Consider the following 23,107-nt stretch of genomic DNA (forward strand, 5'->3'; position numbering starts at 1 on the left):
TTGAAGTGCCTGTTGAGAAAATACCGAATTCAGGTGAGCGGGCTTTTTTTAAAATTGGAGATAAAACTCTCGCACTATTTAACGTTGCGACTCAATTTTATGCAATCGATGACAGCTGTCCTCATCAGGGCGCATCGCTATTTAGTGGACGTCTAGAAGGACGAGTGATTCAGTGTTGTGCCCATGGTCTACGCTTTGATTTAACAAATGGCTGTTTAGTTAATTCTGCTCAGCTCAAAGTTGCAACCTATCCCGTAGAAGTGATCGAGGACAAGGTATTTATTGTGATCGGTTGTGGGGAAAATCATGAGTAGTTTAGTTTTGAAAAATTTTTCCCAACGTACAAGAGAATTAGCACCAGGCTTTGTGGTCAGTTCGGTCGTTGCTGCGGCTGCCTGTTTTTTATCAGAGCATTATGGCGCGCCAGTCATGTTATTTGCATTATTACTCGGCATGAGCGTGAATTTTTTAGCAGCTGAAAGTAAATGTAAGGTAGGTATCGAGTTTACCGCACGTAGTGTGCTCAGAATGGGTATCGCGTTACTCGGAATGCGTATTACTTTAGGGCAAATTACCGCACTAGGTTGGCAACCTGTTGCGTTAGTCGTTACTCTTGTTATTGTCACAATTGCCGTTTCTGTCATTGCCGCTAAAATTTTAGGTTTCCAAAAACTATTTGGCATGCTTACTGGTGGATCAACGGCAATCTGTGGTGCTTCAGCCGCATTGGCACTATCTGCTGCTTTTCCAAATCATCCGCAAAAAGAAAAGGCGACTTTGTTTACCGTGATTGGCGTGTCGGCACTTTCAACCTTTGCAATGATCGTCTATCCGATGATTGCGAAGTGGCTAGAGTTATCGCCACAAGCGGCTGGTGTGTTTCTTGGTGCTACGATTCACGATGTAGCGCAAGTGGTTGGCGCTGGTTATAGCATGTCTACTCAAACGGGGGATACGGCGACTGTAGTTAAACTTATGCGTGTAGCAATGCTGCTTCCAGTAATTGTTTGTGCGGCTATGATTACCCGTATGCAAGGTGCTGATTCAACAGGGGAGCGACCACCATTGCTGCCTTGGTTTGCCGTTGGCTTTCTACTACTCGCTTGTATTAACAGTACAGGATGGGTGCCAGCGATGGTTCAAAATGGAATTAATGACTTATCACGCTGGTTTTTAGTCATCGCAATTAGTGCTTTAGGAATGAAAACTCAGTTAAAAGAATTAGCATCTGTCGGCATTAAACCGATTCTTTTAATGATCGGCGAAAGCATCTTTTTGGTGGCATTGGTTCTTGGACTTATGCGCTTGTGGTTTTAATTTTAAAAATTAAATTTTTAAGGAAGTTCTGGAGTAGTTCTCCAGCTTCCTTACATTTTAAATGACTTCATTTCGTTTCAAATAAAGAGCAATTAATTGAGCAGGGCTTTATTGTGACTACGCCACATATTTGGTGACATACCAAATTGGCTAATGAACCAACGAGTAAAAGAACTCGGCATTGAGTAACCTAAAATATCAGACACTTGAGCAAGTGAATAATTTAGATTTTTTAAATAACGAAATACGAGATCTTTGCGTACTTCATTCATTAAATCACTAAAACTCGTTTGAGCTTCTTCTAATCGACGCTGTAAAGTCCGTACGTGAATACCATGTGTTTGAGCGACTTGATCAATCGTAGCGCGGCCCATTGGTAAAAGAAGATAAATACTTTTACGAATATCAAAAATCATGGTCGATTCATTGTTATTTTGCAAAATATCTAAATAACGCTGCGCATGGTTAGCCATCGCCAGATTTGCTTGAGGGTTTGTTGTATCAAGTTCGGCTGCCGTACAAACAATGCCATTAAAGTCACTACCAAACTCTAGCGCACAGCCAAAAATCCGCCGATGCAAAGTTAAATCACTAGGCGGGTTATGAGTGAAGTGTACACTTAAAGGCCGCCATTTTTGCATCATGAGTGCTGCACAAAAACGATGGGTGATTCCTAAAGCAAGTTCTGTGGCTTGACGGCTATATCCGTAAGTTGTGGTTATAACTTCTTCTCGAATAACTACTGTATCGTTAATTTCTTCAATATATATTTCAAGTGAGTTATTGAGTAAATTCCTATAACGAACAATCGTTTGTAGCGCTTCTCTCAAAGTATATTGGTAACTTAATAATAAACTCAGTTCACCAAAATCCGCGATTTCGCGTTGCTCTGCCATATGTAATCCGAATACATCGCAATTACTCATTTGGGCTGAGTCTTCAAGCAAGGTAATGGCTTTATCTACAGGAATACGTTGTTTAAGATCATTCAATTGAGTTTGGCTAAGCCCAACACGTGATAATAAATGGTAGGGATTTAGATCTAATTGCTGAGCAACTGCCAAATAATTTTTTAAAGAGGCGGTATGCGCAAGAGGCACCATTTTATTATCTCCTGTTCTTAATCAGCCATATTCCTTACAGCTCATATCTAGTTATAACTAAAATATCTGCATTACAAAAGCTTTTATTTAAGCGCCTAATCATGATGTCGAATCAATTTTAAATCTGTTCTTTTAATTCATTTGTAATTACAAAAACTATTTTAATTAATTTACGAAATTTTAAAAAGATGTGTCGTCAAATGAAAAGTCCGTGACGTCTTATGTACACCATTAACTGAAATGAGCCTTTATTGTGAATGGAGTTTTATAAAAATTCTTATGCATCCTAGATGGCAAAATTCACAGGCGTCGAAATGGAAAAAATACAAACCAAAGCAACAATTTTAATTATTCCGGGGTTACGCGATCATGTTCCCGAGCATTGGCAAACAATCTTAGAAACAAAGCTAGCAAAGGTTCGCTCTGTACCACCTGTAGAAACTAATAAACTCAATTGTGAAAATAGAGTTGCTGCTATTCAGGCACAACTCGAACAAATACAAGGGCCTGTCATTTTGGTCGCACACAGCGCTGGTGTGCTGATGACAATACACTGGGCTGCAAAATATCAACGACCAATTCAAGGAGCTCTACTTGTGGCTCCACCTGACTTAAACGAAAGCTGGCCAGAAAATTATCCAAGCCCAACTGTACTTCATCAAGAAGGATGGAGTCCTTTACCAGATCAAGAACTACCTTTTCCCAGCATTTTGGTTGCAAGCACCAATGACCATTTAGCTCGTTATGAAGCTGTCAGTGAAATGGCAGAAAAGTGGGGTAGTCGACTCGTAAATTTAGGTGAAGTGGGACATTTAAACCCTGCATCTGGCTTTGGCTATTGGCCTTTAGCTGAACAATTCATTCAACAGTTAGATCAGGTCGAACAACCAGCCTAGTGCAAAAAAATACCTGCTTATGTAAACCATTTAAAGCCAATGGATGGCTTTGAGTAATAAGCAATAAATAAAAAAATCATATTTATAGGGAGATAATATGATGGGTCAGTACGTCTATTTAAATCTAAGAAATAATCACGTTCTATATATTCAAAAAATAGGTGTTTCATTAAGCCTAATTTTATTCATGTCTAAAGTGAACGCAGAGAATTTTGATATTGATAAAGATTGGAAGTTCGATACAAAAACGACATTAAGCTTAGGAGCCAGTTGGAGTACGCAAGATCCATCCGTTTCATTACTTTATCGGCCTGACGCAAACAAAATAGGTAAACAAGGCGCTAGCATTGATGTGAATGGTGATGATGGGCGTATGAATTTTAGTAAATATGATGCCATTTCACAGATCATCAGAGGCATAACCGAAGTTAAGCTAAATGGAAAACAGCAGGGTGCGGTCATTAGCACTAAATACTGGTATGACCATGCCTATGAGACAGGGCACGGAGACTTTAAACCCTTTAATGATTCAGCGTGGCCAAGGCTCGCAAAGTTCAAAGGTATCGATTTATGGAATGCCTATATATGGAAAGATTTTGAATTAGACGATGGAAAAAGCATCAATTTAAAATTAGGCAAACAGACTTTAAATTGGGGGAAATCTCAGTTTTTTCAAAACGGTTTAAATTCGGTGAGTGCTTTTGATTTTGCTGCAATTAACCGACCGGGTGGTGATGCAAAAGAAAGAATCATTCCAACCGAAATGTTTTCATTCGACACAAGCATTAATAAAAATTTGAAAATAGAAGGGTTCTATCAATTTAAATTTAGACCTTCAGTTGTTGATGGTAACGGAACTTTCTTTGAGATTTCAGACTTTGTGCCCGAAAATGCAGGTCCAGTTCTGATTGCTGGAGGTGGAGATAAATTATCGGATACCGCAATTCGTTTACGTACCTATATTCCACGTGCAGAAAGTAGAAAAGCAAAGGATAACGGCCAATATGGTATTGCTTTAAAACAGACATTACCCAGTTTAAATAATGCTGAGTTAGGTATTTACTATGCGAATTACCATAGCCGTAATGCAAACTTTGATGGAACGGCCGTAACAGCTGCAGGACCCGAACATTTTAATAGCGCGAGTTATTTTTCTATCTATCCTGAAAATATCAAAATGTTTGGATTAAGTTTGACTGGTAAAGTTGGAACAACAAACGTTTTTAGTGAGTTAACCCACAAACCTAATCAACCTTTGCAACTAAACGGTACAGACATTGTCTATGCTCAAGTGTTATCAGAAGGAACACCATTTGCACCGCCGGGAAAAACTGTTGGATTGGGTCAATATATCCAAGGATATGTACGCTTACCTGTAACACAATTTTCGGTTGGAGCAACTGGCAGCATATTCAATATTTGGGGTGCAAATTCGATGACATGGTCTACAGAGTTTGCCTTAAACCATATTGCAGATATTGGTAATCATCGGATTGGTCGGACTGGTGCATTTGGCCGTAGTGAGCTTTCAACAGGTGCTTATAATCCTGAAACAGGCGACTTTAAATGTACGCCGTATGGTACAGCCCATCTTACCAATGCAGAAATAGACAATTTAAATGAACGCTTTTGTAATAAAAACGGTTTTTTTAATGAATGGTCATTTGGCTACCGATTACGTGGAGCATTAAATTACCAAGATATTTTACCTTCTACCGTGATTACGCCAAGTCTTAGTTTTAGACACGATGTTTATGGATATAGCCAAAACTTTCAAGAAGGGCAAATGAGTGTAACTGGGGCGTTATCTATGACTTATCAGCAAAAATATACAACAGAGATTGCCTATAATAACTTTTTTGGTTCTAATGAATTTAGCACGATAGATGATCGAGATTTTGTATCATTAACATTTAAAGCTAATTTTTAGTTCAATTATTTTATAAAAAATATAGAAAGGCTCGTTATAAATGATATTTATACGTGGAGGATAACTTTGAAATTTAGATCAAAAATTGATTGGTGGCTTTTACTCATATTTATTGTTGTCACTGGCAATATCCTTATGAAAATTTATGAAGCAAATCATCATTATTCTTTAGCTTCAAATTTTCAGCACCTCTTCATTTATAGTTTAGTCATTTTGGTTATTTGGCTTCCGGTCTTTAACACGTATTACGTAGTAGAAAACAACACATTAATCATTAAGAGCTTGGTATTTCGATGGAAAATTAATATCAATGATATTACTCAAATAGAACCTACCCATAATCCACTTTCTTCTCCAGCATTATCGCTAGATCGACTTAAAATTTATTATATGAAAGATGGAAGAATGGCTACAGTAATGATCTCGCCCAAAGATAAAGAGGGTTTCTTAAATGCTTTACACAAAAGTTCTAATTGATAGTTAATGAAGACAGTAAATTAAGTGCCTAATAAATACTCAGTTATGTATTAGATTTTTGAAAATACGGTCTGTAATGCTCAGTACAGTTAAATAAATCAACTATAAGTCTCTCTTCTAAAGCATTAACCTGTATTTATTGCGAATAAATAAAATGGAGATAAAAGATGCTTAACGATTTTTTGAAGCCAACTTTAGGCATTACGGTTGTATGTGTACTTGCAGGATGTGCGTCATCCTCTCAATATCCAATTACTGATAGTTATGGGCCAGAACCAAAACTTCCTGAACCAAAAACAAGCTTATTACCGACCGTTAATATAGCCCCAGCAGAAGGTTGGCCAAATGGCGCTATGCCAACTCCAGCAGAAGGTTTAAAGGTCAAAGCCTTCGCCAAAGGACTTGAGCACCCGCGTTGGCTTTATGTATTACCAAATGGCGATGTATTGGTTGCTGAAACAGATGCTCCGCCTAAACCGGAAGACAGCAAAGGTATTAAAGGTAAAATCATGACTTTTGTGATGAGGCGTGCAGGCTCATCTCATCCGAGCGCAAACCGTATTAGTTTACTTCGTGACACCAATGGAGATGGAGTCGCTGACCAGAAAACGGTATTCCTTAAAAACTTAAATTCTCCATTTGGTATGGCATTGGTAGGTAATAACTTATATATTGCCAATACGGATGCACTAGTACGTTTTCCTTATCAAGAAGGGAAAACTCAAATTACAGCCAGTGGAACCAAAGTATTGGACTTACCGGGTGGTGCTTTAAACCACCACTGGACCAAAAATGTAATTGCTAATCGCGAAGGTACAAAGCTCTACATTACTGTCGGTTCTAACAGTAATGTTGCTGAAAATGGTTTAGATCAAGAAAAAGATCGCGCACAAATTACAGAGTTTGATATTGCAAGTGGTCAGTCACGCCCATTTGCAACAGGACTGCGTAATCCTAATGGTATGGCTTGGCAACCTCAAAGCGGTAAACTTTGGACGGTGGTTAATGAACGTGATGAAATTGGGAGTGACCTAGTACCCGATTATATGACATCGGTTCAAGACGGTGCTTTTTATGGTTGGCCTTATAGCTACTATGGTCAACATGTAGATGTGCGAGTAAAACCGCAAAATCCTGAAATGGTTGCTCGTGCAATTAAACCCGACTATGCGCTAGGCAACCATACGGCTTCTTTAGGCCTCGCATTTTATGCAGCCGAACTGATGCCACAATTTAGAGGTGGGGCATTGATCGGTCAGCATGGTTCTTGGAACCGTAAGCCTCACAGTGGTTATAAAGTTATTTTTGTACCATTTAGAAGTGGTCAACCTTCTGGTCCACCGCAAGATATCTTGACTGGATTCCTCAGCGATAAAGGCAAAGCATATGGTCGCCCTGTGGGTGTAACAATTGATTTCTCAGGTGCTGTGTTAGTTGCAGATGATGTCGGCAATACGATCTGGCGCGTTTCGCCAGTTGCAGAAACGACTTATGAGACTCCATATAAAAAATAAATGGTCTAAATCTCATTTCATGACTTCATTATTTTTATTTTATTTCAACGGTATGAGATAAATAAATATTTTAAAATAACTGACTAATTTGCCCGAGATTTGGTGAATTAGTTAGTTTCCTTTATCTATCTATTTTAGTCTGAATTAAATCAGGTTCTTTTTACAATTTATTATTAAATTTTGATAGCATTCGCGTTATACACAATAAGAACTGTATATGAATTATGACCGATCAATTAAGAGCAAAATTTGAGAATTTAGAACTTAACGCAGGTTTAGGGAAAATTAGCGCCTTTATTTCCATGTCACTCAGCTTACTTTGCTTATTTGGTGCATTATGTTTTTTATTTCCCAGTGTATTAACCACCCCAGAACTCCGTCCTATTTACGCAAAACACTATAATCTTTTTTATTATGGCCTCATCACAGGCATTATTATTAGTGCTGGTTTCGGTGCATTTAGTGCCATTATCCGTCAAAACCGATATGGATTTTACGGGCTGTGTTTTTCACTTGTAGCAGCAGTTTTGGGCTGTGGTGTAATTGAAGCACCAGTTTTGCCAAGTGTACCGTTTTATGCAGGTATCGATTATTTTGTACTGACCTTATTCATTTTAGCGTTCATTTTTATTCCGCTTGAAGGCTTTTTTGCTAAAAATCCTGAACAAAAAATATTAAGAGTAGGGTGGGTGACCGATATGAAATATTTCATGGTCAGCCATATTGGAATCCAATTATTCAGTTTTTTAACAGTTATGCCAATTCAATATTGGATTACACATCTACCTGATAATCCAATTGTACCTTATGTACAAGCTCAGCCGATTTGGCTGCAATTTATTGAGTTGCTCATCGTGGTCGATTTTACGGTGTATTGGTTACATCGTGCCATGCATGAGGTTAATTTCTTATGGCGCTTTCATGCGATTCATCACTCGACTGAATATATGGATTGGTTAGCATCTTCTCGTTTACATGTCATTGAAGTGCTCATGACTCGCTTTATTGCGACATTACCTATTTTCCTGTTGGGTTTTCATACTTCAGCAGTTTTTGCTTATTTAGTTTTTATTTCGTTTCACGCTATTTTCATTCATTCCAATGTACGTTTTCGTTTTCCATATTTGCGCTGGATTATCGCTACGCCAGAATTCCACCATTGGCATCACTCTTCAGAAAAACCTGCGATTGATAAAAATTACGCTGCCTTTATTCCTCTATATGATGTCATCTTCAAAAGTGTATATATGCCAAATCATCTAGCAAGCGTGTATGGCACGGTGGGTTATAAAATTCCAAATAGTTTTATAAAACAATTTACGTGGCCATTTAAAAAATATGTAAAGCGGTTTTTAAAACCTTGGCGTGACCAATGAAATAAAAAATAGCCTCTATTGAGGCTATTTTTTATAGGCTTATTTACTTTTAAAGTTTTTAAAAATCAGAAGAAGGGCAACAAGCGACAGTAAGACAATAAAACAAATATAACTATTTGCTGTACTCATCAGCCCAATTTTCCCAACAAAATAGCCAGCTAAAATTGCAGGAATACTAAATGCTAAATAACTTTCAACAAAAAATGCAGCCATAAGTCCTGCGCGTTCTTCTGGTAAAGCTAGAGGCATTACTGTGCGGATTGCGCCCATAAAAGCTGTACCAAAACCCACACCCGTAATAATAGAACCGAGAAATAAAACTACTGCATTTGTAAGATTAATTGCTAAAAATAAAATGATTGAACCAATAGCAATTGAAAGAGTACCGGTTAATAAAATACGGTAATTTGTCGACTTTCTAAGTGTTAATATACCGACTGCGCCTGAGAGTGCTAGCGCCATAAACATAATACCGTTTAGCCATGCAGATGAAGTATGGAAAATTTTTGCCAGTAAAGAGGGCATAAGTGATAAGAAGAAACCACTGACCATCCAAAGAGCAATATTAATTGGACTAATACTCAATAAAGCACTTTTTGTTTGTGGAGGAATAGCCATATTGGGTTTTAAAGAGGCAAGTGCACCCGATCTTTTTTGGGCTGTTTCAGGAGTAAAAAAACTTAAAATGAGTTCACAAATAAGAAGAAGACATAAAAATTCAAAAACAAGCTGTAACGGTTGGGCAGAGAATTGCAAAATAGAACAAGTTAGAAATATACCAACAGCCATGCCGACCATTGGTGCGATACTATTAATAAGCGAACCCTGAAGCTTACTAAAATCTAAAATTGCTGCGCCTATAGCCGAGACAGCAAGCCCTGTTGCGATTCCTTGTAAGCCCCGTGCAATAAATAACATCGAAACATCTGAAGCAAATAAGAAAAAGCTCATCGAAATAATTTGCAGAAAAATGGCTGCAATAATGACAGGACGACGTCCAATATAGTCAGACAAAGAACCAATAATCAGTAATGAACCCAGCAGAGTAAAAGCATAAGTTGCAAAAATTAAAGTCAAAGTGACAGGTGAAAATTGCCAAAGCTGTTGGTATAGACGATAAAGTGGAGTCGGTGCACTAGACGCCGCCATAAAAGTCATGAGCGTGATTGTATTAAGTGTCAATGCACTTGCACTATCTAACTGAAAAACTGATCCAGACCGTTTTGAACTTGAATTGTTCATATAAGATGAATAACATAAAAGCGAATATTTAGCTTTTATACATTATTTTCACACTAAAGCAAATCTTTAGCTTTAGTGTATTTTGTATATAGATATAAATATTTATAAATTTTTTGATCCCTTTACAGAGTTTATAAATGGCAAAAGTTGTTACTGGATTACGTCCAGGTGGTCGTAGTGAAAGAATTCAAACTGCGGTACATCAAGCAGTAAAAGAGCTTCAAAAAAATTTAGAGCAAAGCCAAATTACTATACCTATGATTGCTCATGAGGCAGGAGTAACACCTTCAACTATTTACCGCCGTTGGGGCGATATCAATCAGCTATTTTCAGATGTAGCCCTAAATGAACTTAAACCTGATATGGAACCAAAAGATTTAGGTTCATTTCAGCTGGATATCACTGCATGGATTGAACAATATTTTGAGGAGTATTCTTCTGAAGTTGGTCAAACATTATTACGTGATGTGCTATATACAGCCGACGCTTCAAATGCGAGAAAATGTGAAGCCTTAATTATTCAACAACTTGATATTATTCAAGCCAGAGCTAAATCGCGTAATGAACCTACTATAAATAATGAAGAAATTATCGAAGCTGTGATTGCCCCTATGCTATTTCGCATCTTATTCACTGAACGTACCTTAAGCTTAGATTACGTCCACATTTTATTGGAACGGTTATTTAACGCTCCCTAATTTGAATTAATTTATTAAAGCCTATTAGTAAGATTTTTTTAACAAGAACGAGACACTTTATCTTGTTAAAAAATTATATATCAATTTTTCTTATTATTTTTAAACTAAATTTTCATAATTTATAATTTACATGTTTTTTATAAAATCATTTATTTAATAAATGTTGTGCTAGTATAAGACAATTAAACTTCTACAGCCATTTTTGTGCATGTTTTTACTTAAAATATTAAGATTAAATAATGCTTTATAGCGAATTTTGGTTGTTTTTTTATTTTTTAAAACTAGAAAATTAAAATCATTTTATATAATTTATTGCATGATTATTGAATTTGACATTTTTTAAATTTATAACACAGGCCGTTTTTTATTCTTTACAATGGCTTTTCCTTGATAAAGCAGCTTGTGGTGCACGCTTTATATTTTATTTTTTTATCCCCATCGAAAAGGTATTTAGATAATGGATTTCAATACCCTTGACCAAGAAACAGTACAGAAAAAACAGAAGTTTCACCAAATTTTGTATGTACAGGTCATCTTTGCAATTATTTTGGGCATTTTAATTGGTCATTTTTACCCAGAACTTGGCGAAAGTTTAAAACCGCTTGGTGATGCATTCATCAAGATCGTTAAAATGATTATTGCTCCCGTCATCTTTTTAACAGTTGTTACAGGCATTGCCAGTATGACAAACATGAGCCGAGTCGGCCGTGTAACTGGTAAAGCGATGCTTTATTTCCTTACCTTCTCAAGCTTGGCGCTTGTGGTTGGTATGATTGTGGCAAATATTATCCAACCAGGTAAAGGTCTTAATATTGACCCCGCTACCTTAGTCAACGATAAAGTAAATACTTACGTTGAAAAGGCGCATGCAACAAATATTACTGACTTCTTCATGAATATTATCCCGCAAACTCTAGTTAGCCCTCTGGCAGGTGGCGAGATTTTGCAGGTTCTGTTTGTGGCGGTATTATTTGGTATTTCTTTGGCTGCATTGGGTGACCGTGCACGTCCAATTACCGACTTCTTAAATAACTTAACAGCTCCAGTTTTTTACCTTGTTGGTATGTTAATGAAGCTGGCTCCAATCGGTGCTTTTGGTGCAATGGCTTTTACCATCGGTGCGTATGGAATCGAGTCAATTGGTAATTTATTACTATTAATTATGACGTTCTATATTACAGCGGTATTGTTTGTCATAGTGATCCTAGGAGCAGTAGCCCGTTACAATGGTTTCTCAATTATTCATTTAATCCGTTATATCAAAGATGAGCTTTGGTTGGTTTTAGGAACAAGTTCTTCTGAAGCAGCTTTACCATCTTTAATGGATAAAATGCAAAAAGCAGGTTGTGAAAAATCGGTGGTAGGTTTGGTGATTCCAACAGGTTATTCATTTAACCTTGATGGTACGAATATCTACATGACTATGGCGGCTCTATTCATTGCACAAGCGTGTAATGTTGACTTATCAATTAGTGAACAAATTGCATTGCTTCTTGTGGCAATGGTAAGTTCTAAAGGTGCAGCAGGGGTGACTGGCGCAGGCTTTATTACTCTGGCTGCCACTCTATCGGTTGTACCGGCGGTTCCTGTAGCAGGAATGGCTTTAATTCTTGGTATTGACCGTTTTATGTCGGAGTGCCGTGCATTAACAAATTTAGTTGGTAATGCTTGCGCAACAATTGTTGTAGCACGATGGGATAAAGCTTTAGATAAAGATCTTTTAGATAAAGCTTTAAAGAACCCTAAAGCACAATAATCTTATAAAAAAATCTGTAGCTAAGAGCAATTTGGGAGAGTAGCCCCGCTACAGATTTTTTTGTTTAATATCTAACAATATATTTTAATTAAACCATTCTAAAGTTCTGCAATATTACTTATCTTTAAAAAAGACAATACTGTAATTAAAATCGGGTCGTAAAAAATTATGCTTTTAAGTGATCTTCAAACTCTTCACCTAATTGCATCGCTAATGAATTACCTGCTAAATCACAGGTCACTAAACCATATTCTTTTTTAAAACTAAAAGTAAAACCTTTTCCATCAGCAAGATTTTTAACTGAATACCCTAACTTTTCTAACCAAATACGAAACGCAATCAAATTTTTAGCTTTAACAACCTTTTTCACGTGAGAACTCCTTCTATCCGTGGCATTACATCTTATTTATTAATAGGGTTTTAATTAGATTTTTTAAAGGGGGAAAACTTTGTTTTATTTTGCAACTTGTAAAAAAAGTAAGATAGAGAAAGAACAGTTTTCATTTTTATAAAAATATAGTGGTGTTATGTAACTAAAAAATAAAAACTTTTTATTGAGTGGATTGTTTGTTGATGTGTTTTTAAGAAAATATAAATTTGAGGGAATTTTTAAAAAGATGAATAAATATGAAGAAAGTAAATGTAAAAAATAATTACGATCAACGTGCGCTATGGAAAAAGATACAGTTCTTAAAATGAAACTGTATCTCTTAAAAGGAGAAGCTTTAACTTTAAAAGTTATCTTTAAGTGCACGTAAATGAGCAAAGTCTTCAGCACTTTCTGCACGAAGAAAAGGATTGGTGGCTAATTCTAGTTCAATCGTACTCGGAAGGGTGATTGATCCTTGTTTACGTAGCTCACGAACTTCTTCAGCTCGTTCAGATAAGGCGTGGTTATGCGGCTCTACCGTTAAGGCAAATTCGGCATTTGAAAGCGTGTATTCATGCGTACAATAAACTTTGGTTTGTGTTGGTAGCGCTGCTAAACGACTAAGTGAGTGATACATTTGTTCAGCCGTACCTTCAAATAATCGTCCACATCCCATTGCAAACAAAGTGTCACCGCAGAATACAGCTTCTAACTCTTCAATAAAATACACAATGTGCCCTAAGGTGTGACCTGGGGTCGCGATAATCTCTACTTTTAAATCATTAAATTTTAAATGATCGTCATGTTGTAAGGGGTGAGTAATTCCCGGAATTTTTGAGAGCTCATCACGTGGACCATAGACAGTAATATTCTGAGCTGTTGTCAGATCCGCTACACCACCTATATGGTCTTTATGCCAATGAGTGAGCCAGATTTGTTTTAAAGTGAGTTGATGATTTTGACAAAATTGAGTCACAAGATCAGCTTCTGTTGGATCAACTGCAACAGCCTCTTGGGTTTTAGTATCTTCTAAAATCCAGATATAGTTTTGGAGGGCATTCTGTACATCAATAAAATGAATTCTATAACGCATTGTTTTATCCTAAAACCAAATCCAAAGAGTAAGTAATCACTGTTTTTGATAATAACAGAAAATGGTAGTAAGCCACTCACTCAACCTTTTTATGAAAATGATGTATATAAAACAAAAAAGCCCCCATTTAGGGAGCTTTTTATATGAGTAATTTAACGGATCTTAGAGAGCCAGTTACCTAGCGTTTGTACAATCTGTACTAAGAGCAATAGAACAATTACTGTTAAAATTACAACGCTTGTATCAAAACGTTGGTAACCATAAGAGATTGCTAAGTCACCAATACCACCTGCGCCCACTGCACCAGCCATTGCTGTTGCACCAATCAAACTGATTGTCGCTGTTGTGAGGTTTAAAATGAGTGAACTGCGTGCTTCTGGCAAAATAAAGCGGTAAATAATTTGCCAAGGTGTAGCACCCATCGCCTGAGCAGATTCAATAATTCCTTCATTTACTTCGAGTAGGGAAGTTTCAATCAGACGTCCCATATATGGACCAACGTAAATTGTTAAAGGGACAATCGCAGCCCATGTACCAATTGAAGTGCCTACCAATAACTTGGTAAGTGGAATCACTGCAATAAGTAAAATAATGAATGGGAGAGAGCGTAACGCATTTACAATTGGGTTGAGTAAATGATAGACGAATCTATTTGGCAAAATACCTTCTGGTCGAGTTACAAGCAGGATAACCCCTTGAATGAAACCCCAAATACCACCAAATAACAGCGCAAAAAACACCATGTGAAATGTTTCTTGTAGAGCTGTTACAAACTGGTCAATTGAAAGAGAACTGTGCCAGAAAGGTTGAGTAAGTTCAGTTAACCACTGTACGATTAAATCTCTCATACTTGATCTCCTGATTGAACTACACTCACTTCATTTTTCTCTAAAAACTCGATAGCCTGTTTAATCAACTGTGGCTCACCTAGAAGCTGTACAAACATTTGACCAATGACAGTACCGTTAATTTCAGTCATGTTAGCGAATAAGATATTTAAACTAATATCAAATTGTTTAATCAGTGACTGAATTACAGGTTCTTGAGCAGAACGGCCCAAAAACTGTAAACAGTAGATGCTATGGTGATGCTGATTTTCGAGTTGATTTAAAATATTCACAGGCAACTGTTGATGTAACACAGTTTGAATAAAGTTTTTAGTCGTCGGATGTTGAGGATTACTAAAGATATCAATCGTTGAACCTTGTTCAATGACTTTACCAGCTTCCATCACAGCTACATGATCACAAACAGTTTCAATGACATCCATTTCATGGGTCACCATAACGATTGTGATTTTTTGCTCTTGATTGATTTTCTTGAGTAACTCTAGAACAGACTTGGTTGTTTGCGGGTCTAGGGCAGAGGTTGCTTCATCACACAAAAGAATTTTTGGATGATTTGCCAAAGCACGAGCAATACCGACACGTTGCTTTTGGCCGCCAGAAAGTTCATCAGGATAAGCATCTTTTTTATGCTTAAGATCAATGAACTCCAATAACTCATTTAAGCGCTTTTCACGTTCTGCTTTATTGTAATTCAGCAGACGCATTGGCATTTCGATATTTTCAGCAACCGTTTTGGTTTGTAGCAAATTGAAGTGCTGAAAAATCATACCAATATTTGCACGTTCCTGACGTAATGAACGCGCATCCAAAGCAGTGAAGTCCTTTTGATTAATGATAACCTGACCTTCATTTGGTCGTTCAAGTAAGTTAATCAGGCGGATTAAAGTACTTTTACCTGCACCACTATAGCCAATAATGCCAAAAATACTCCCTTCAGGAATTTCCAAATTAATTTGGTCCAGAGCTCGTATGGTTTGGCCTTTAAGCTGATAGTGCTTTGAAATGTTTTTAAATTGAATCATGTCGTCAAAAACTATGCTAAAAAGAAAAAACAGGCAAAGAGTCTTTGCCTGTTTCGCGTTGCAGCTATTATATTACTATTTAGCTTCCGTGAGGTAGCTGATTGGCTGATTCACGTCAACTTTTGTACCACCAAAGTGTTGTTCAACGTATTTTTTAACAGCTTCAGTGTGGTATAGCTGACCAACTTTCTGAAGAATTGGGTCATCTTTGCGAGATTCAGCTGTTGCAAGGATGTTTACATTCAGTTTAGTGCTTTGGTCAACAGGTTCATAGTAGATAGAATCTTTAAGTACGTTTAGACCACCTTCTAAAGCTAATGTATTACCTAAAACAATTGCATCAACTTCATCTTTTACGCGTACAGCTGTCGCCATTTGGATTGGTTTGATATCAATTTTTTTACTGTTATCGATAATATCGCTTGGTGTGCCTTTAGCAGGGTCGAAGTCAGCTTTAAGTTTGATTAAGCCGGCACTTTGTAATAACAATAATGCACGAGCTTCGTTTGCAGCATCATTAGGAATTGCAATGCTTGCACCTTGTTGAAATTCTTCTACTTTTTTATGTTTACTTGAGTAGATCCCCATTGGCTCAAGATAAGTTGTAGCAACTGGAGCAATTTTATCTTTATTTGATGCATTGAAAGCCACCAAATATGCATAAGATTGGAATGCATTTAAGTCAACTTCTTTATTTGCTACAGCTGTATTCATTGCAACATAATCAGTGAAATTTTTCACCTCAAGCTTAACACCAGCAGCTTTAGTTTCTGGTAAAGTCGAAATATAACGCCAGATATCAGCGTCAGAACCAGTTGAGGCAATAACCACAGTTTGAAGTTGTGATGAATCACCACTCTTTCCAGCTTGTGGTTCACTTTGTTGTTTACCGCAAGCTGCAAGTAATAGTACAGACACGCTTAAAAAAAGACTGATCAGCTTTTTCATGTAAAAAAAGTCCTGATTAAGAGAGATATCAACTAGTTAGTTGGCTCTCTAGAAAAGAAAATGAGTTTTGTTGTCACGTCACAAAGTTTTGAATGCTAAAAGTTATAGCTTTTAGCTCTTTTCTAATTCCTTAGATACTTGTTTTACCGTTTTTGATCTGTACTAAATAAAACTATTTTCACAACAGTTCTATCATGAGTTGACAGTCTTTAAGCGATTTTTAAAAGTATTCAATGTTAAAAATAACTATTATCCCTAACAGAATTAGACGATGAGCCTCAATATTTAAAGGCACAATAACTTTGTGGAAAGTTCCAACGCTTTATCTAATCATATCAATAAAAACATATTCAATATAGTGGACATGTTTCGATCTTATTGATTGGAAGTGAATAAAAACCGGGATTTATATAAAATTTTCTGATAAATAAGAATGAAATATAAAAAGCCCTCTGTAATAGAGGGCTTTTTATCAGTTGAGAGTTTTTTACTCAGCTTTTTCTCGTGCAATTGCGCGATAGCCAATGTCACTACGATATTGCATACCTGTAAAGGTCACTTGTCCGCATACTTCAAGTGCATTAATTTGTGCTTCAAGTACGCTGTCGCCTAGCGCAGTTACACAAAGAACTCGACCACCAGAAGTCACGATGTGACCATCTTCACGACTTGCAGTGCCTGCGTGGAAAATTTTAGTATCTTCAGGTGATTGTCCAATACCTGAAATTACATCGCCTTTGCGTACGCTATCAGGATAGCCTTCGGCTGCAAGTACGATACCGATTGACTTACGTTCATCCCATTCAGCTTCTTTTGGTAAATTGCCAGCAATACCAGCTTCTACCAATTCAACAAGAGATGACTTTAAGCGCATCATGATTGGCTGAGTTTCAGGATCACCGAAACGACAGTTGAACTCGATCACACGCGGTTGACCTTGTTCATCAATCATTAAGCCAGCATATAAGAAACCAGTGTAGACATGTCCGTCAGCAGCCATACCTTCAACAGTCGGACGCATGATTTCAGTCATAACACGTTCGAAAATTTCAGGAGTTACCACCGGAGCAGGAGAGTAAGCACCCATACCGCCAGTATTAGGACCTTGGTCACCTTCAAAAATACGCTTGTGATCTTGTGAAGTTGCCATTGGTAAAATGTTTTTACCATCAATCATACAAATGAAAGAAGCTTCTTCACCTGCAAGGAACTGTTCAATTACAACACGTGAACCAGCATCACCGAATTTGTTGCCTGCAAGCATGTCATCAATTGCTGCAAAAGCTTCTTCGTTGGTCATTGCAACGATTACACCTTTACCAGCAGCAAGACCGTCTGCCTTAATTACAATTGGTGCACCATTTTTTTCAACATAAGCTTTAGCTGCATCAACTTCCGTAAATACTTCGTAAAAAGCAGTTGGAATGTTATGGCGCTTTAAAAAATGTTTAGCAAATGCCTTTGAGCCTTCAAGCTGCGCAGCATATTGAGTTGGTCCCCAAATTTTTAGACCTGCTTCGCGAGCAGCATCTACCACACCATTCACTAAAGGTGCTTCTGGACCAACAATAATAAGTTCAACATTATTTTCTTTAGCAAAAGCGATAATTGCAGGGTTGTCTAAAATATCAAGCTGAACATTAACGCATTTGTCTTCAGTTGCAGTTCCCGCATTTCCCGGTGCAACGAAAACTTGAGTAACTTTGGTATCTTGCGCGATTTTCCATGCCAAAGCATGTTCACGACCACCACTACCTAAAACTAAAATATTCATTTTTAATTTGTTCCTTAACTTTAATCCTTTTCATCCCCCTCTATTCCTCAAGGTGGAGTTTAGCTCCATTATTGTGGAAAACCCTCCTGAATAAAAGGAGGGTTATTAGGGAGGACTAAATTTAAATTAGTGGCGGAAATGGCGCATACCAGTGAACACCATTGCAATACCAGCTTCGTCTGCTGCAGCGATTACTTCTTCATCACGCATAGAACCACCTGGTTGAATGATGCATTTGATGCCAGCTTTAGCAGCATTATCAATACCGTCACGGAACGGGAAGAATGCATCGGAAGCCATTACAGCACCTTCAACAACCAAACCAGCATGTTCAGCTTTAATGGCAGCAATACGCGCTGAGTTAACGCGACTCATTTGACCTGCACCTACACCAATAGTTTGGCGGTTTTTAGCATAAACAATTGCGTTTGATTTTACATATTTTGCAACTTTCCAAGCAAAGATAAGATCATCAATTTCTTGTTCAGTTGGCGCACGTTTAGTAACTACTTTAAGATCATCTTTAGTGATCATGCCCAAGTCTTGATCTTGAACAAGTAAGCCACCATTTACGCGTTTATAGTCAAGTTGCGGTGCACGTGCATCAATAGCAGGTAACTCGCCACATACTAAAACACGTACATTTTTCTTAGCGCCAGTTACTTCAAGTACGCCATCAGCAATACTTGGAGCAATAATCACTTCAACGAATTGACGCTCTACAATTGCTTGAGCAGTTGCAATGTCTAATTCACGGTTGAATGCAATAATACCGCCAAAAGCAGATTCTGGATCAGTTGCATAAGCTAAATCATAAGCAGCTTTAATGCCGTCTAAAGAAACCGCAACACCACAAGGGTTAGCATGTTTCACGATGACACAAGCAGGTTTTGCGAATGATTTAACACATTCAAGTGCAGCATCTGTATCTGCAATGTTGTTATAAGACAATTCTTTGCCTTGTAACTGTTTTGCAGTAGAGACTGATGCTTCTTTTGCATTAGCTTCGACATAGAAAGCAGCTGATTGATGTGGGTTTTCACCGTAACGTAAATCTTGTGCTTTGTTCAATTGAGTATTGAATGTACGAGGGAATAAGTCAGCTTCACCTTCGATCTTACCAACGCGAGCGCCTAAGTAAGAAGCGATCATGCCATCGTATTGAGCTGTATGTTCAAATGCTTTAACTGCTAAATCAAAACGTGTTTCATAAGAAAGTGAACCAGCAGTTTTTAATTCATTAATTACAGTGTCGTAATCAGAAGCATTAACTACAATACCTACTGAAGCATGGTTTTTAGCAGCTGCACGAACCATTGTAGGACCACCGATGTCGATATTTTCGATTGCATCAGGAAGAGTACAGTCAGGTTTTGCAACAGTTGCAGCAAATGGATAAAGGTTTACAACAACAAGATCAATCGGATCGATGTTGTGTTCTTCCATAACTGCTTCGTCTAAACCGCGACGAGCAAGAATACCGCCATGAATTTTTGGATGTAATGTCTTAACACGACCATCCATCATTTCAGGGAAGCCAGTATGTTCAGATACTTCTACAACCGCGATATTATTATCTTTAAGCAACTTATATGTGCCGCCTGTAGATAATAGTTCTACCCCTAGAGCTGCAAGGTTTTGAGCAAATTCGACAATTCCTGTCTTATCAGATACAGAAATCAAAGCACGTTTAATAGTCATGATGTTTAATTCAACAATTTCAAGTCTACGGATTAAAACCAATAAGCATAAAAAAATGCCCACGACGTCGTGAGCATTTTATCATTTATTCACTCATTAAACCGTGAGCTTTTAACTTTTTACGTAAAGTGCCACGGTTGAGTCCAAGAATTTCTGCAGCACGCGTTTGATTACCACGTGTATATTCAAGAACTACAGATAAAAGAGGTTTCTCCATTTCTGCTAGCACCATGTCATATACCTGAGATGGTTGCTCACCTTGCAATTGTGCAAAATAATGGCGAACTGCGCGATCCACGTGGATGCGAAGAGCAACATCAGATTGTGCAGTAAAAATAGGAGATTTGCTATTCATGCGAGTTAATCCGAAAATCAAATACTAGCTTGGGTAAAGTAGTATATAAATGTGGTCTAAAAATACGGAGTCCTGTTTTAGATCCTAAAACAGTGACTCTAAAACATAAGAACAATTAGCTTGCCATATTTCTTCGTATTGAATAAAAAATAAGCGTAACAATAATTAAATATTTGTTACAGCCCCCTCAAAAACAAAAAAAGTTAGGCTATGCGCTTAAAGTAGAAAAGCACACATGCTTAACAGTATTTTTTTTGGATTGAGAGCGAGGAGTATATGAGTCAAAGCTTTCGTGGCGCGTATCATACCATTGTCTAGGAAAAAGTGAGCAAATTAACTGCATTTTTTTTTATTTTTTTTTCACTTTTTTTACATTTTAGGGGTGGACAATTTCTAATCGATAATTTACTAGCCTTTTTTTGCTTTTGTTTAGCTCAAATTCGAATCGGAAAGGGGTATTTGATGGAATACGTTGAATACCCCTTAAGTTTTCAACTAGATATTGTTGAGGAGTTAATATGATTTCCTCTGTTTTGTCTGGCTCTGTTGCAAAAATCAACTTTAGGTTAGGAAGCTCAATACTTTTATCATTCTGGTTGAGCAATATGCCTGAGAACTGGGTATGGTTTGCATCAATCTTGCGGACTTTTAACTTTTCTATATAGATAAGTTGATAAAGTTCTGCTGATTTGTTGCAGTGTAGTATTTGGCAAACGTAATTAAATGCATGGCTAACGGTTGGGCTTGCATGCATGAGCTTAGGGTTAAACCAGAGGATTTGAAAAGTAAAGACTAAAATTAAAATAAGGTTGGCAGAGCTCCAGAGCGTATAGTAAAGCCAACTATGCTTTTTATTGTTGTCTTGTTCTTGTGGTGATGCCTGCTCAGCTAAATTAAGGTTTGGTAGAGCATTAATAGGTTCGTTGTGAAAGTAATTTAAGTTGTTGAGGTAAGTTAAAAGATCAATATTAGAGTTTTCTACTTTTTGGTCAAAGATATCTAATACGTGAGAATGCGTCATATATCTTGTCTGCATTGAACCATTAGCTAGCGTCGTTGAGTTGACCATAACTGGCTGTTCAATATTGATTAGATGGGTTAAGGCATTAAAGCTTGAATTACATTTAGGGCAACAAACCATACCCTGAGCGACAGTTAATTGAGTAAGAGATACTTTATAAACTGTTAAACACTTAGGGCAGCGGGTTTGTTTTTCATTCATGAGTTAAAAATCTCAATTTATTGTTTTACGTTTTCCTGAAATGCGACACCAGTTTTCTTCGCGCTTTTCGACATCTAATATATCAAAAAATTCAGAATAAACACGTGAAACATCAGTAACTTGCTCTTCAATCACACCAGCAAGTGCGAACTCGCCCTCAGATTTGATTAAATTTGCAAATTCAGGTGCAAGTATCATTAAAGGTCCTGCTAAAATGTTTGCAACTAAAACATCGGCTTGTTTAGGTTTGAATTCTTGATCAAACTCTTCAGGAAGACCTACATATAGTCGATCTAATACACCATTGAGCTCTGCATTTTGTTTAGTTGCTAAAACAGCTTGAGGATCAATATCTGTGGCATATACTTTTTTAGCGCCTAGTAATAAAGCCGCTACGCCTAAAATGCCTGAACCACAGCCATAATCAATCACGATTTTATCTTTAACGTCAGTTTTACCCAGCCATTGTAAGCATAGGAAAGTACTTGCGTGATTACCTGTACCAAATGCAAGACCTGGATCTAACTTAATGTTAGTTGCATCTGCTTCTGGTGGCTCTAGCCATTCAGGTACGATCCAGAACTTTTCCCCAATCTGAATTGGCTCATAGTAGTCCATCCATGCGCGTTCCCACACTTGATCTTCAAGTTCTTCATGACGCATAGGAACATCTGGAAGTTGAGCTTTTAAGAAAGCTTCTAAAGTGTCGACATCAATTGGGTCTTGTTCGTCTTGTTGATAGATGCCTGTCACAATAACTTTGTTCCATAAAGGTGTTTCACCCGGTAATGGTTCAAGTAAAGCCTGATCTTCAGCATCATCCAGCGTTACGCTTACCGCACCTAGAGACATTAAAAGTGTTTCTGTGAACTCAACTTGTTCTTGATCAACGGTAATGTGTATTTGTAACCACTTCACGAAAAGGACCTAAAAATTTTATTTAAAGGCGTATTGTAGCGGACTAGACCATTTTAAAAAAGAAAGCGGCCCATCTTTAATGGACCGTCTTTGAAAATACTGATGAGATATAGCGGAAAATAAATGACTTCTTCTATACCTATGTCAAAACAGATTAAGGAGCAGGGGCCTTAAATTGTAACTTGCCATTTTCGTTTGGTTGGCAAGTACCGTTAAAGGTTACACCGTTGTGATTGTATGAAACCCATTCACCTTGCTGTTTTTTTGCACAGACTCGAATTTGTTTTTGCGTTTCGGCTTTGCTCGTGTCAGCAGCATGGGTAAAAGTTACGCCTGAAAAACAAATTAGAGATGCAGTTAAGATTTTTAACATGGTCGTTTTCATTTTGTATTCCTTCTCGTTGCGTTAATTTTAAAGTCATAGAAGTGCTGTACATTTTTTATTCTAAGATGAATTAATTTTAAAAACATTCACTTTGTATTGAATTCATGAAACAAAATGTCAAATCATGTGGCATAGCGTAAATTATGTGAAGACAATTTTGTA

22 protein-coding genes are annotated in these 23,107 nt (G+C 37.3%); 9 read left to right on the forward strand and 13 right to left on the reverse strand.

Features of this window, described 5'->3' with window-relative positions; translation table 11 throughout:
* The first annotated feature begins 5 nt into the window (after positions 1–5).
* A complete protein-coding gene (locus RMB06_RS09755; RefSeq protein ID WP_130120384.1) occupies positions 6–314 on the forward strand; it encodes a Rieske 2Fe-2S domain-containing protein in 309 nt (102 codons plus the stop codon).
* Positions 307–1,317 (forward strand): YeiH family protein, encoded by a 1,011-nt coding sequence (locus RMB06_RS09760; RefSeq protein ID WP_130120190.1) that lies wholly within the window; start codon positions 307–309, stop codon positions 1,315–1,317. Before RMB06_RS09755 ends, RMB06_RS09760 begins: the two co-directional genes overlap by 8 nt.
* Before the next feature lie 92 nt (positions 1,318–1,409).
* Here the strand turns inward: RMB06_RS09760 and RMB06_RS09765 are convergent, their stop codons facing one another.
* Positions 1,410–2,420: an AraC family transcriptional regulator gene (locus tag RMB06_RS09765; RefSeq protein WP_159137627.1), complete on the reverse strand. Its 1,011-nt coding sequence runs from the start codon at positions 2,418–2,420 to the stop codon at positions 1,410–1,412.
* Between the two features lie 290 nt (positions 2,421–2,710).
* Between RMB06_RS09765 and RMB06_RS09770 the strand changes: the two genes are divergently transcribed.
* The 5 genes from RMB06_RS09770 to RMB06_RS09790 all read left to right on the forward strand — a co-directional run bounded on the left by RMB06_RS09770 (position 2,711) and on the right by RMB06_RS09790 (position 8,613).
* Positions 2,711–3,316: an alpha/beta hydrolase gene (locus tag RMB06_RS09770; RefSeq protein ID WP_081410479.1), complete on the forward strand. Its 606-nt coding sequence runs from the start codon at positions 2,711–2,713 to the stop codon at positions 3,314–3,316.
* 100 nt (positions 3,317–3,416) lie between these two features.
* Positions 3,417–5,246 carry a DUF1302 domain-containing protein gene (locus RMB06_RS09775; RefSeq protein WP_311079531.1) on the forward strand — a complete coding sequence of 610 codons (1,830 nt, stop codon included), beginning with the start codon at positions 3,417–3,419 and terminating at the stop codon, positions 5,244–5,246.
* 66 nt (positions 5,247–5,312) lie between these two features.
* Positions 5,313–5,723 (forward strand): PH domain-containing protein, encoded by a 411-nt coding sequence (locus RMB06_RS09780; protein ID WP_262440311.1) that lies wholly within the window; start codon positions 5,313–5,315, stop codon positions 5,721–5,723.
* Between the two features lie 167 nt (positions 5,724–5,890).
* Positions 5,891–7,237: a sorbosone dehydrogenase family protein gene (locus RMB06_RS09785; protein WP_311079270.1), complete on the forward strand. Its 1,347-nt coding sequence runs from the start codon at positions 5,891–5,893 to the stop codon at positions 7,235–7,237.
* Between the two features lie 224 nt (positions 7,238–7,461).
* Positions 7,462–8,613 (forward strand): sterol desaturase family protein, encoded by a 1,152-nt coding sequence (locus RMB06_RS09790; protein ID WP_311079272.1) that lies wholly within the window; start codon positions 7,462–7,464, stop codon positions 8,611–8,613.
* Between the two features lie 39 nt (positions 8,614–8,652).
* Here RMB06_RS09790 and RMB06_RS09795 read toward each other — a convergent pair whose 3' ends face one another.
* Complete coding sequence (locus tag RMB06_RS09795; protein WP_311079274.1) at positions 8,653–9,855, reverse strand: MFS transporter; 1,203 nt, start codon at positions 9,853–9,855, stop codon at positions 8,653–8,655.
* A gap of 137 nt (positions 9,856–9,992) precedes the next feature.
* Between RMB06_RS09795 and RMB06_RS09800 the strand changes: the two genes are divergently transcribed.
* Both RMB06_RS09800 and RMB06_RS09805 read left to right on the forward strand, forming a co-directional pair.
* Complete coding sequence (locus RMB06_RS09800) at positions 9,993–10,553, forward strand: TetR/AcrR family transcriptional regulator C-terminal ligand-binding domain-containing protein (protein ID WP_311079276.1); 561 nt, start codon at positions 9,993–9,995, stop codon at positions 10,551–10,553.
* Between the two features lie 457 nt (positions 10,554–11,010).
* Positions 11,011–12,309, forward strand: a complete 1,299-nt coding sequence (locus RMB06_RS09805) for a dicarboxylate/amino acid:cation symporter (RefSeq protein ID WP_046811946.1) — start codon at positions 11,011–11,013, stop codon at positions 12,307–12,309.
* Positions 12,310–12,475: 166 nt separating this feature from the next.
* On the opposite strand, the gene RMB06_RS09810 is transcribed toward RMB06_RS09805, so the two are convergent.
* From RMB06_RS09810 to RMB06_RS09860, 11 genes are all read right to left on the reverse strand, one after another.
* Positions 12,476–12,679 (reverse strand): hypothetical protein, encoded by a 204-nt coding sequence (locus RMB06_RS09810; protein ID WP_002119766.1) that lies wholly within the window; start codon positions 12,677–12,679, stop codon positions 12,476–12,478.
* A 361-nt stretch (positions 12,680–13,040) separates the two neighbouring features.
* On the reverse strand, positions 13,041–13,772 hold the full coding sequence (gloB, locus tag RMB06_RS09815) for a hydroxyacylglutathione hydrolase (protein ID WP_311079279.1): 732 nt from the start codon (positions 13,770–13,772) through the stop codon (positions 13,041–13,043).
* A 152-nt stretch (positions 13,773–13,924) separates the two neighbouring features.
* On the reverse strand, positions 13,925–14,620 hold the full coding sequence (locus RMB06_RS09820) for a methionine ABC transporter permease (protein WP_002119707.1): 696 nt from the start codon (positions 14,618–14,620) through the stop codon (positions 13,925–13,927).
* On the reverse strand, positions 14,617–15,642 hold the full coding sequence (locus RMB06_RS09825) for a methionine ABC transporter ATP-binding protein (protein ID WP_002119636.1): 1,026 nt from the start codon (positions 15,640–15,642) through the stop codon (positions 14,617–14,619). The genes RMB06_RS09820 and RMB06_RS09825 overlap by 4 nt, the downstream gene beginning before the upstream one ends.
* A 75-nt stretch (positions 15,643–15,717) precedes the next feature.
* Positions 15,718–16,590 (reverse strand): MetQ/NlpA family ABC transporter substrate-binding protein, encoded by an 873-nt coding sequence (locus RMB06_RS09830; RefSeq protein ID WP_002119639.1) that lies wholly within the window; start codon positions 16,588–16,590, stop codon positions 15,718–15,720.
* A gap of 487 nt (positions 16,591–17,077) precedes the next feature.
* The gene (gene purD, locus RMB06_RS09835; RefSeq protein WP_311079283.1) at positions 17,078–18,364 is read right to left on the reverse strand and encodes a phosphoribosylamine--glycine ligase; all 1,287 of its coding nucleotides are present in this window, start codon (positions 18,362–18,364) and stop codon (positions 17,078–17,080) included.
* A 126-nt stretch (positions 18,365–18,490) separates the two neighbouring features.
* On the reverse strand, positions 18,491–20,065 hold the full coding sequence (purH, locus tag RMB06_RS09840; RefSeq protein ID WP_311079285.1) for a bifunctional phosphoribosylaminoimidazolecarboxamide formyltransferase/IMP cyclohydrolase: 1,575 nt from the start codon (positions 20,063–20,065) through the stop codon (positions 18,491–18,493).
* 85 nt (positions 20,066–20,150) lie between these two features.
* On the reverse strand, positions 20,151–20,420 hold the full coding sequence (fis, locus tag RMB06_RS09845; RefSeq protein ID WP_001086304.1) for a DNA-binding transcriptional regulator Fis: 270 nt from the start codon (positions 20,418–20,420) through the stop codon (positions 20,151–20,153).
* A 376-nt stretch (positions 20,421–20,796) separates the two neighbouring features.
* Positions 20,797–21,642, reverse strand: a complete 846-nt coding sequence (locus RMB06_RS09850; RefSeq protein WP_032035554.1) for a zinc-ribbon and DUF3426 domain-containing protein — start codon at positions 21,640–21,642, stop codon at positions 20,797–20,799.
* Between the two features lie 12 nt (positions 21,643–21,654).
* Positions 21,655–22,560 carry a 50S ribosomal protein L11 methyltransferase gene (gene prmA, locus RMB06_RS09855; RefSeq protein WP_311079288.1) on the reverse strand — a complete coding sequence of 302 codons (906 nt, stop codon included), beginning with the start codon at positions 22,558–22,560 and terminating at the stop codon, positions 21,655–21,657.
* Between the two features lie 154 nt (positions 22,561–22,714).
* Positions 22,715–22,945 carry a hypothetical protein gene (locus tag RMB06_RS09860; RefSeq protein ID WP_000859008.1) on the reverse strand — a complete coding sequence of 77 codons (231 nt, stop codon included), beginning with the start codon at positions 22,943–22,945 and terminating at the stop codon, positions 22,715–22,717.
* Positions 22,946–23,107: the final 162 nt, after the last annotated feature.

Source organism: Acinetobacter sp. V104_13 (assembly GCF_031798995.1).
Classification (GTDB): Bacteria; Pseudomonadota; Gammaproteobacteria; order Pseudomonadales; family Moraxellaceae; genus Acinetobacter; species Acinetobacter pittii.

Coding starts and splice junctions, on each gene's coding strand:
- RMB06_RS09770 (WP_081410479.1), top strand. CDS start 2,711: ATGGCAAAATTCACAGGCGTCGAAATGGAAAAAATACAAACCAAAGCA.
- purH (WP_311079285.1), bottom strand. CDS start 20,065: ATGACTATTAAACGTGCTTTGATTTCTGTATCTGATAAGACAGGAATT.
- RMB06_RS09790 (WP_311079272.1), top strand. CDS start 7,462: ATGACCGATCAATTAAGAGCAAAATTTGAGAATTTAGAACTTAACGCA.
- purD (WP_311079283.1), bottom strand. CDS start 18,364: ATGAATATTTTAGTTTTAGGTAGTGGTGGTCGTGAACATGCTTTGGCA.
- gloB (WP_311079279.1), bottom strand. CDS start 13,772: ATGCGTTATAGAATTCATTTTATTGATGTACAGAATGCCCTCCAAAAC.
- RMB06_RS09775 (WP_311079531.1), top strand. CDS start 3,417: ATGGGTCAGTACGTCTATTTAAATCTAAGAAATAATCACGTTCTATAT.
- RMB06_RS09805 (WP_046811946.1), top strand. CDS start 11,011: ATGGATTTCAATACCCTTGACCAAGAAACAGTACAGAAAAAACAGAAG.
- RMB06_RS09830 (WP_002119639.1), bottom strand. CDS start 16,590: ATGAAAAAGCTGATCAGTCTTTTTTTAAGCGTGTCTGTACTATTACTT.
- RMB06_RS09785 (WP_311079270.1), top strand. CDS start 5,891: ATGCTTAACGATTTTTTGAAGCCAACTTTAGGCATTACGGTTGTATGT.
- fis (WP_001086304.1), bottom strand. CDS start 20,420: ATGAATAGCAAATCTCCTATTTTTACTGCACAATCTGATGTTGCTCTT.
- RMB06_RS09760 (WP_130120190.1), top strand. CDS start 307: ATGAGTAGTTTAGTTTTGAAAAATTTTTCCCAACGTACAAGAGAATTA.
- RMB06_RS09795 (WP_311079274.1), bottom strand. CDS start 9,855: ATGAACAATTCAAGTTCAAAACGGTCTGGATCAGTTTTTCAGTTAGAT.
- RMB06_RS09825 (WP_002119636.1), bottom strand. CDS start 15,642: ATGATTCAATTTAAAAACATTTCAAAGCACTATCAGCTTAAAGGCCAA.
- RMB06_RS09765 (WP_159137627.1), bottom strand. CDS start 2,420: ATGGTGCCTCTTGCGCATACCGCCTCTTTAAAAAATTATTTGGCAGTT.
- RMB06_RS09800 (WP_311079276.1), top strand. CDS start 9,993: ATGGCAAAAGTTGTTACTGGATTACGTCCAGGTGGTCGTAGTGAAAGA.
- RMB06_RS09820 (WP_002119707.1), bottom strand. CDS start 14,620: ATGAGAGATTTAATCGTACAGTGGTTAACTGAACTTACTCAACCTTTC.
- RMB06_RS09860 (WP_000859008.1), bottom strand. CDS start 22,945: ATGAAAACGACCATGTTAAAAATCTTAACTGCATCTCTAATTTGTTTT.
- RMB06_RS09850 (WP_032035554.1), bottom strand. CDS start 21,642: ATGAATGAAAAACAAACCCGCTGCCCTAAGTGTTTAACAGTTTATAAA.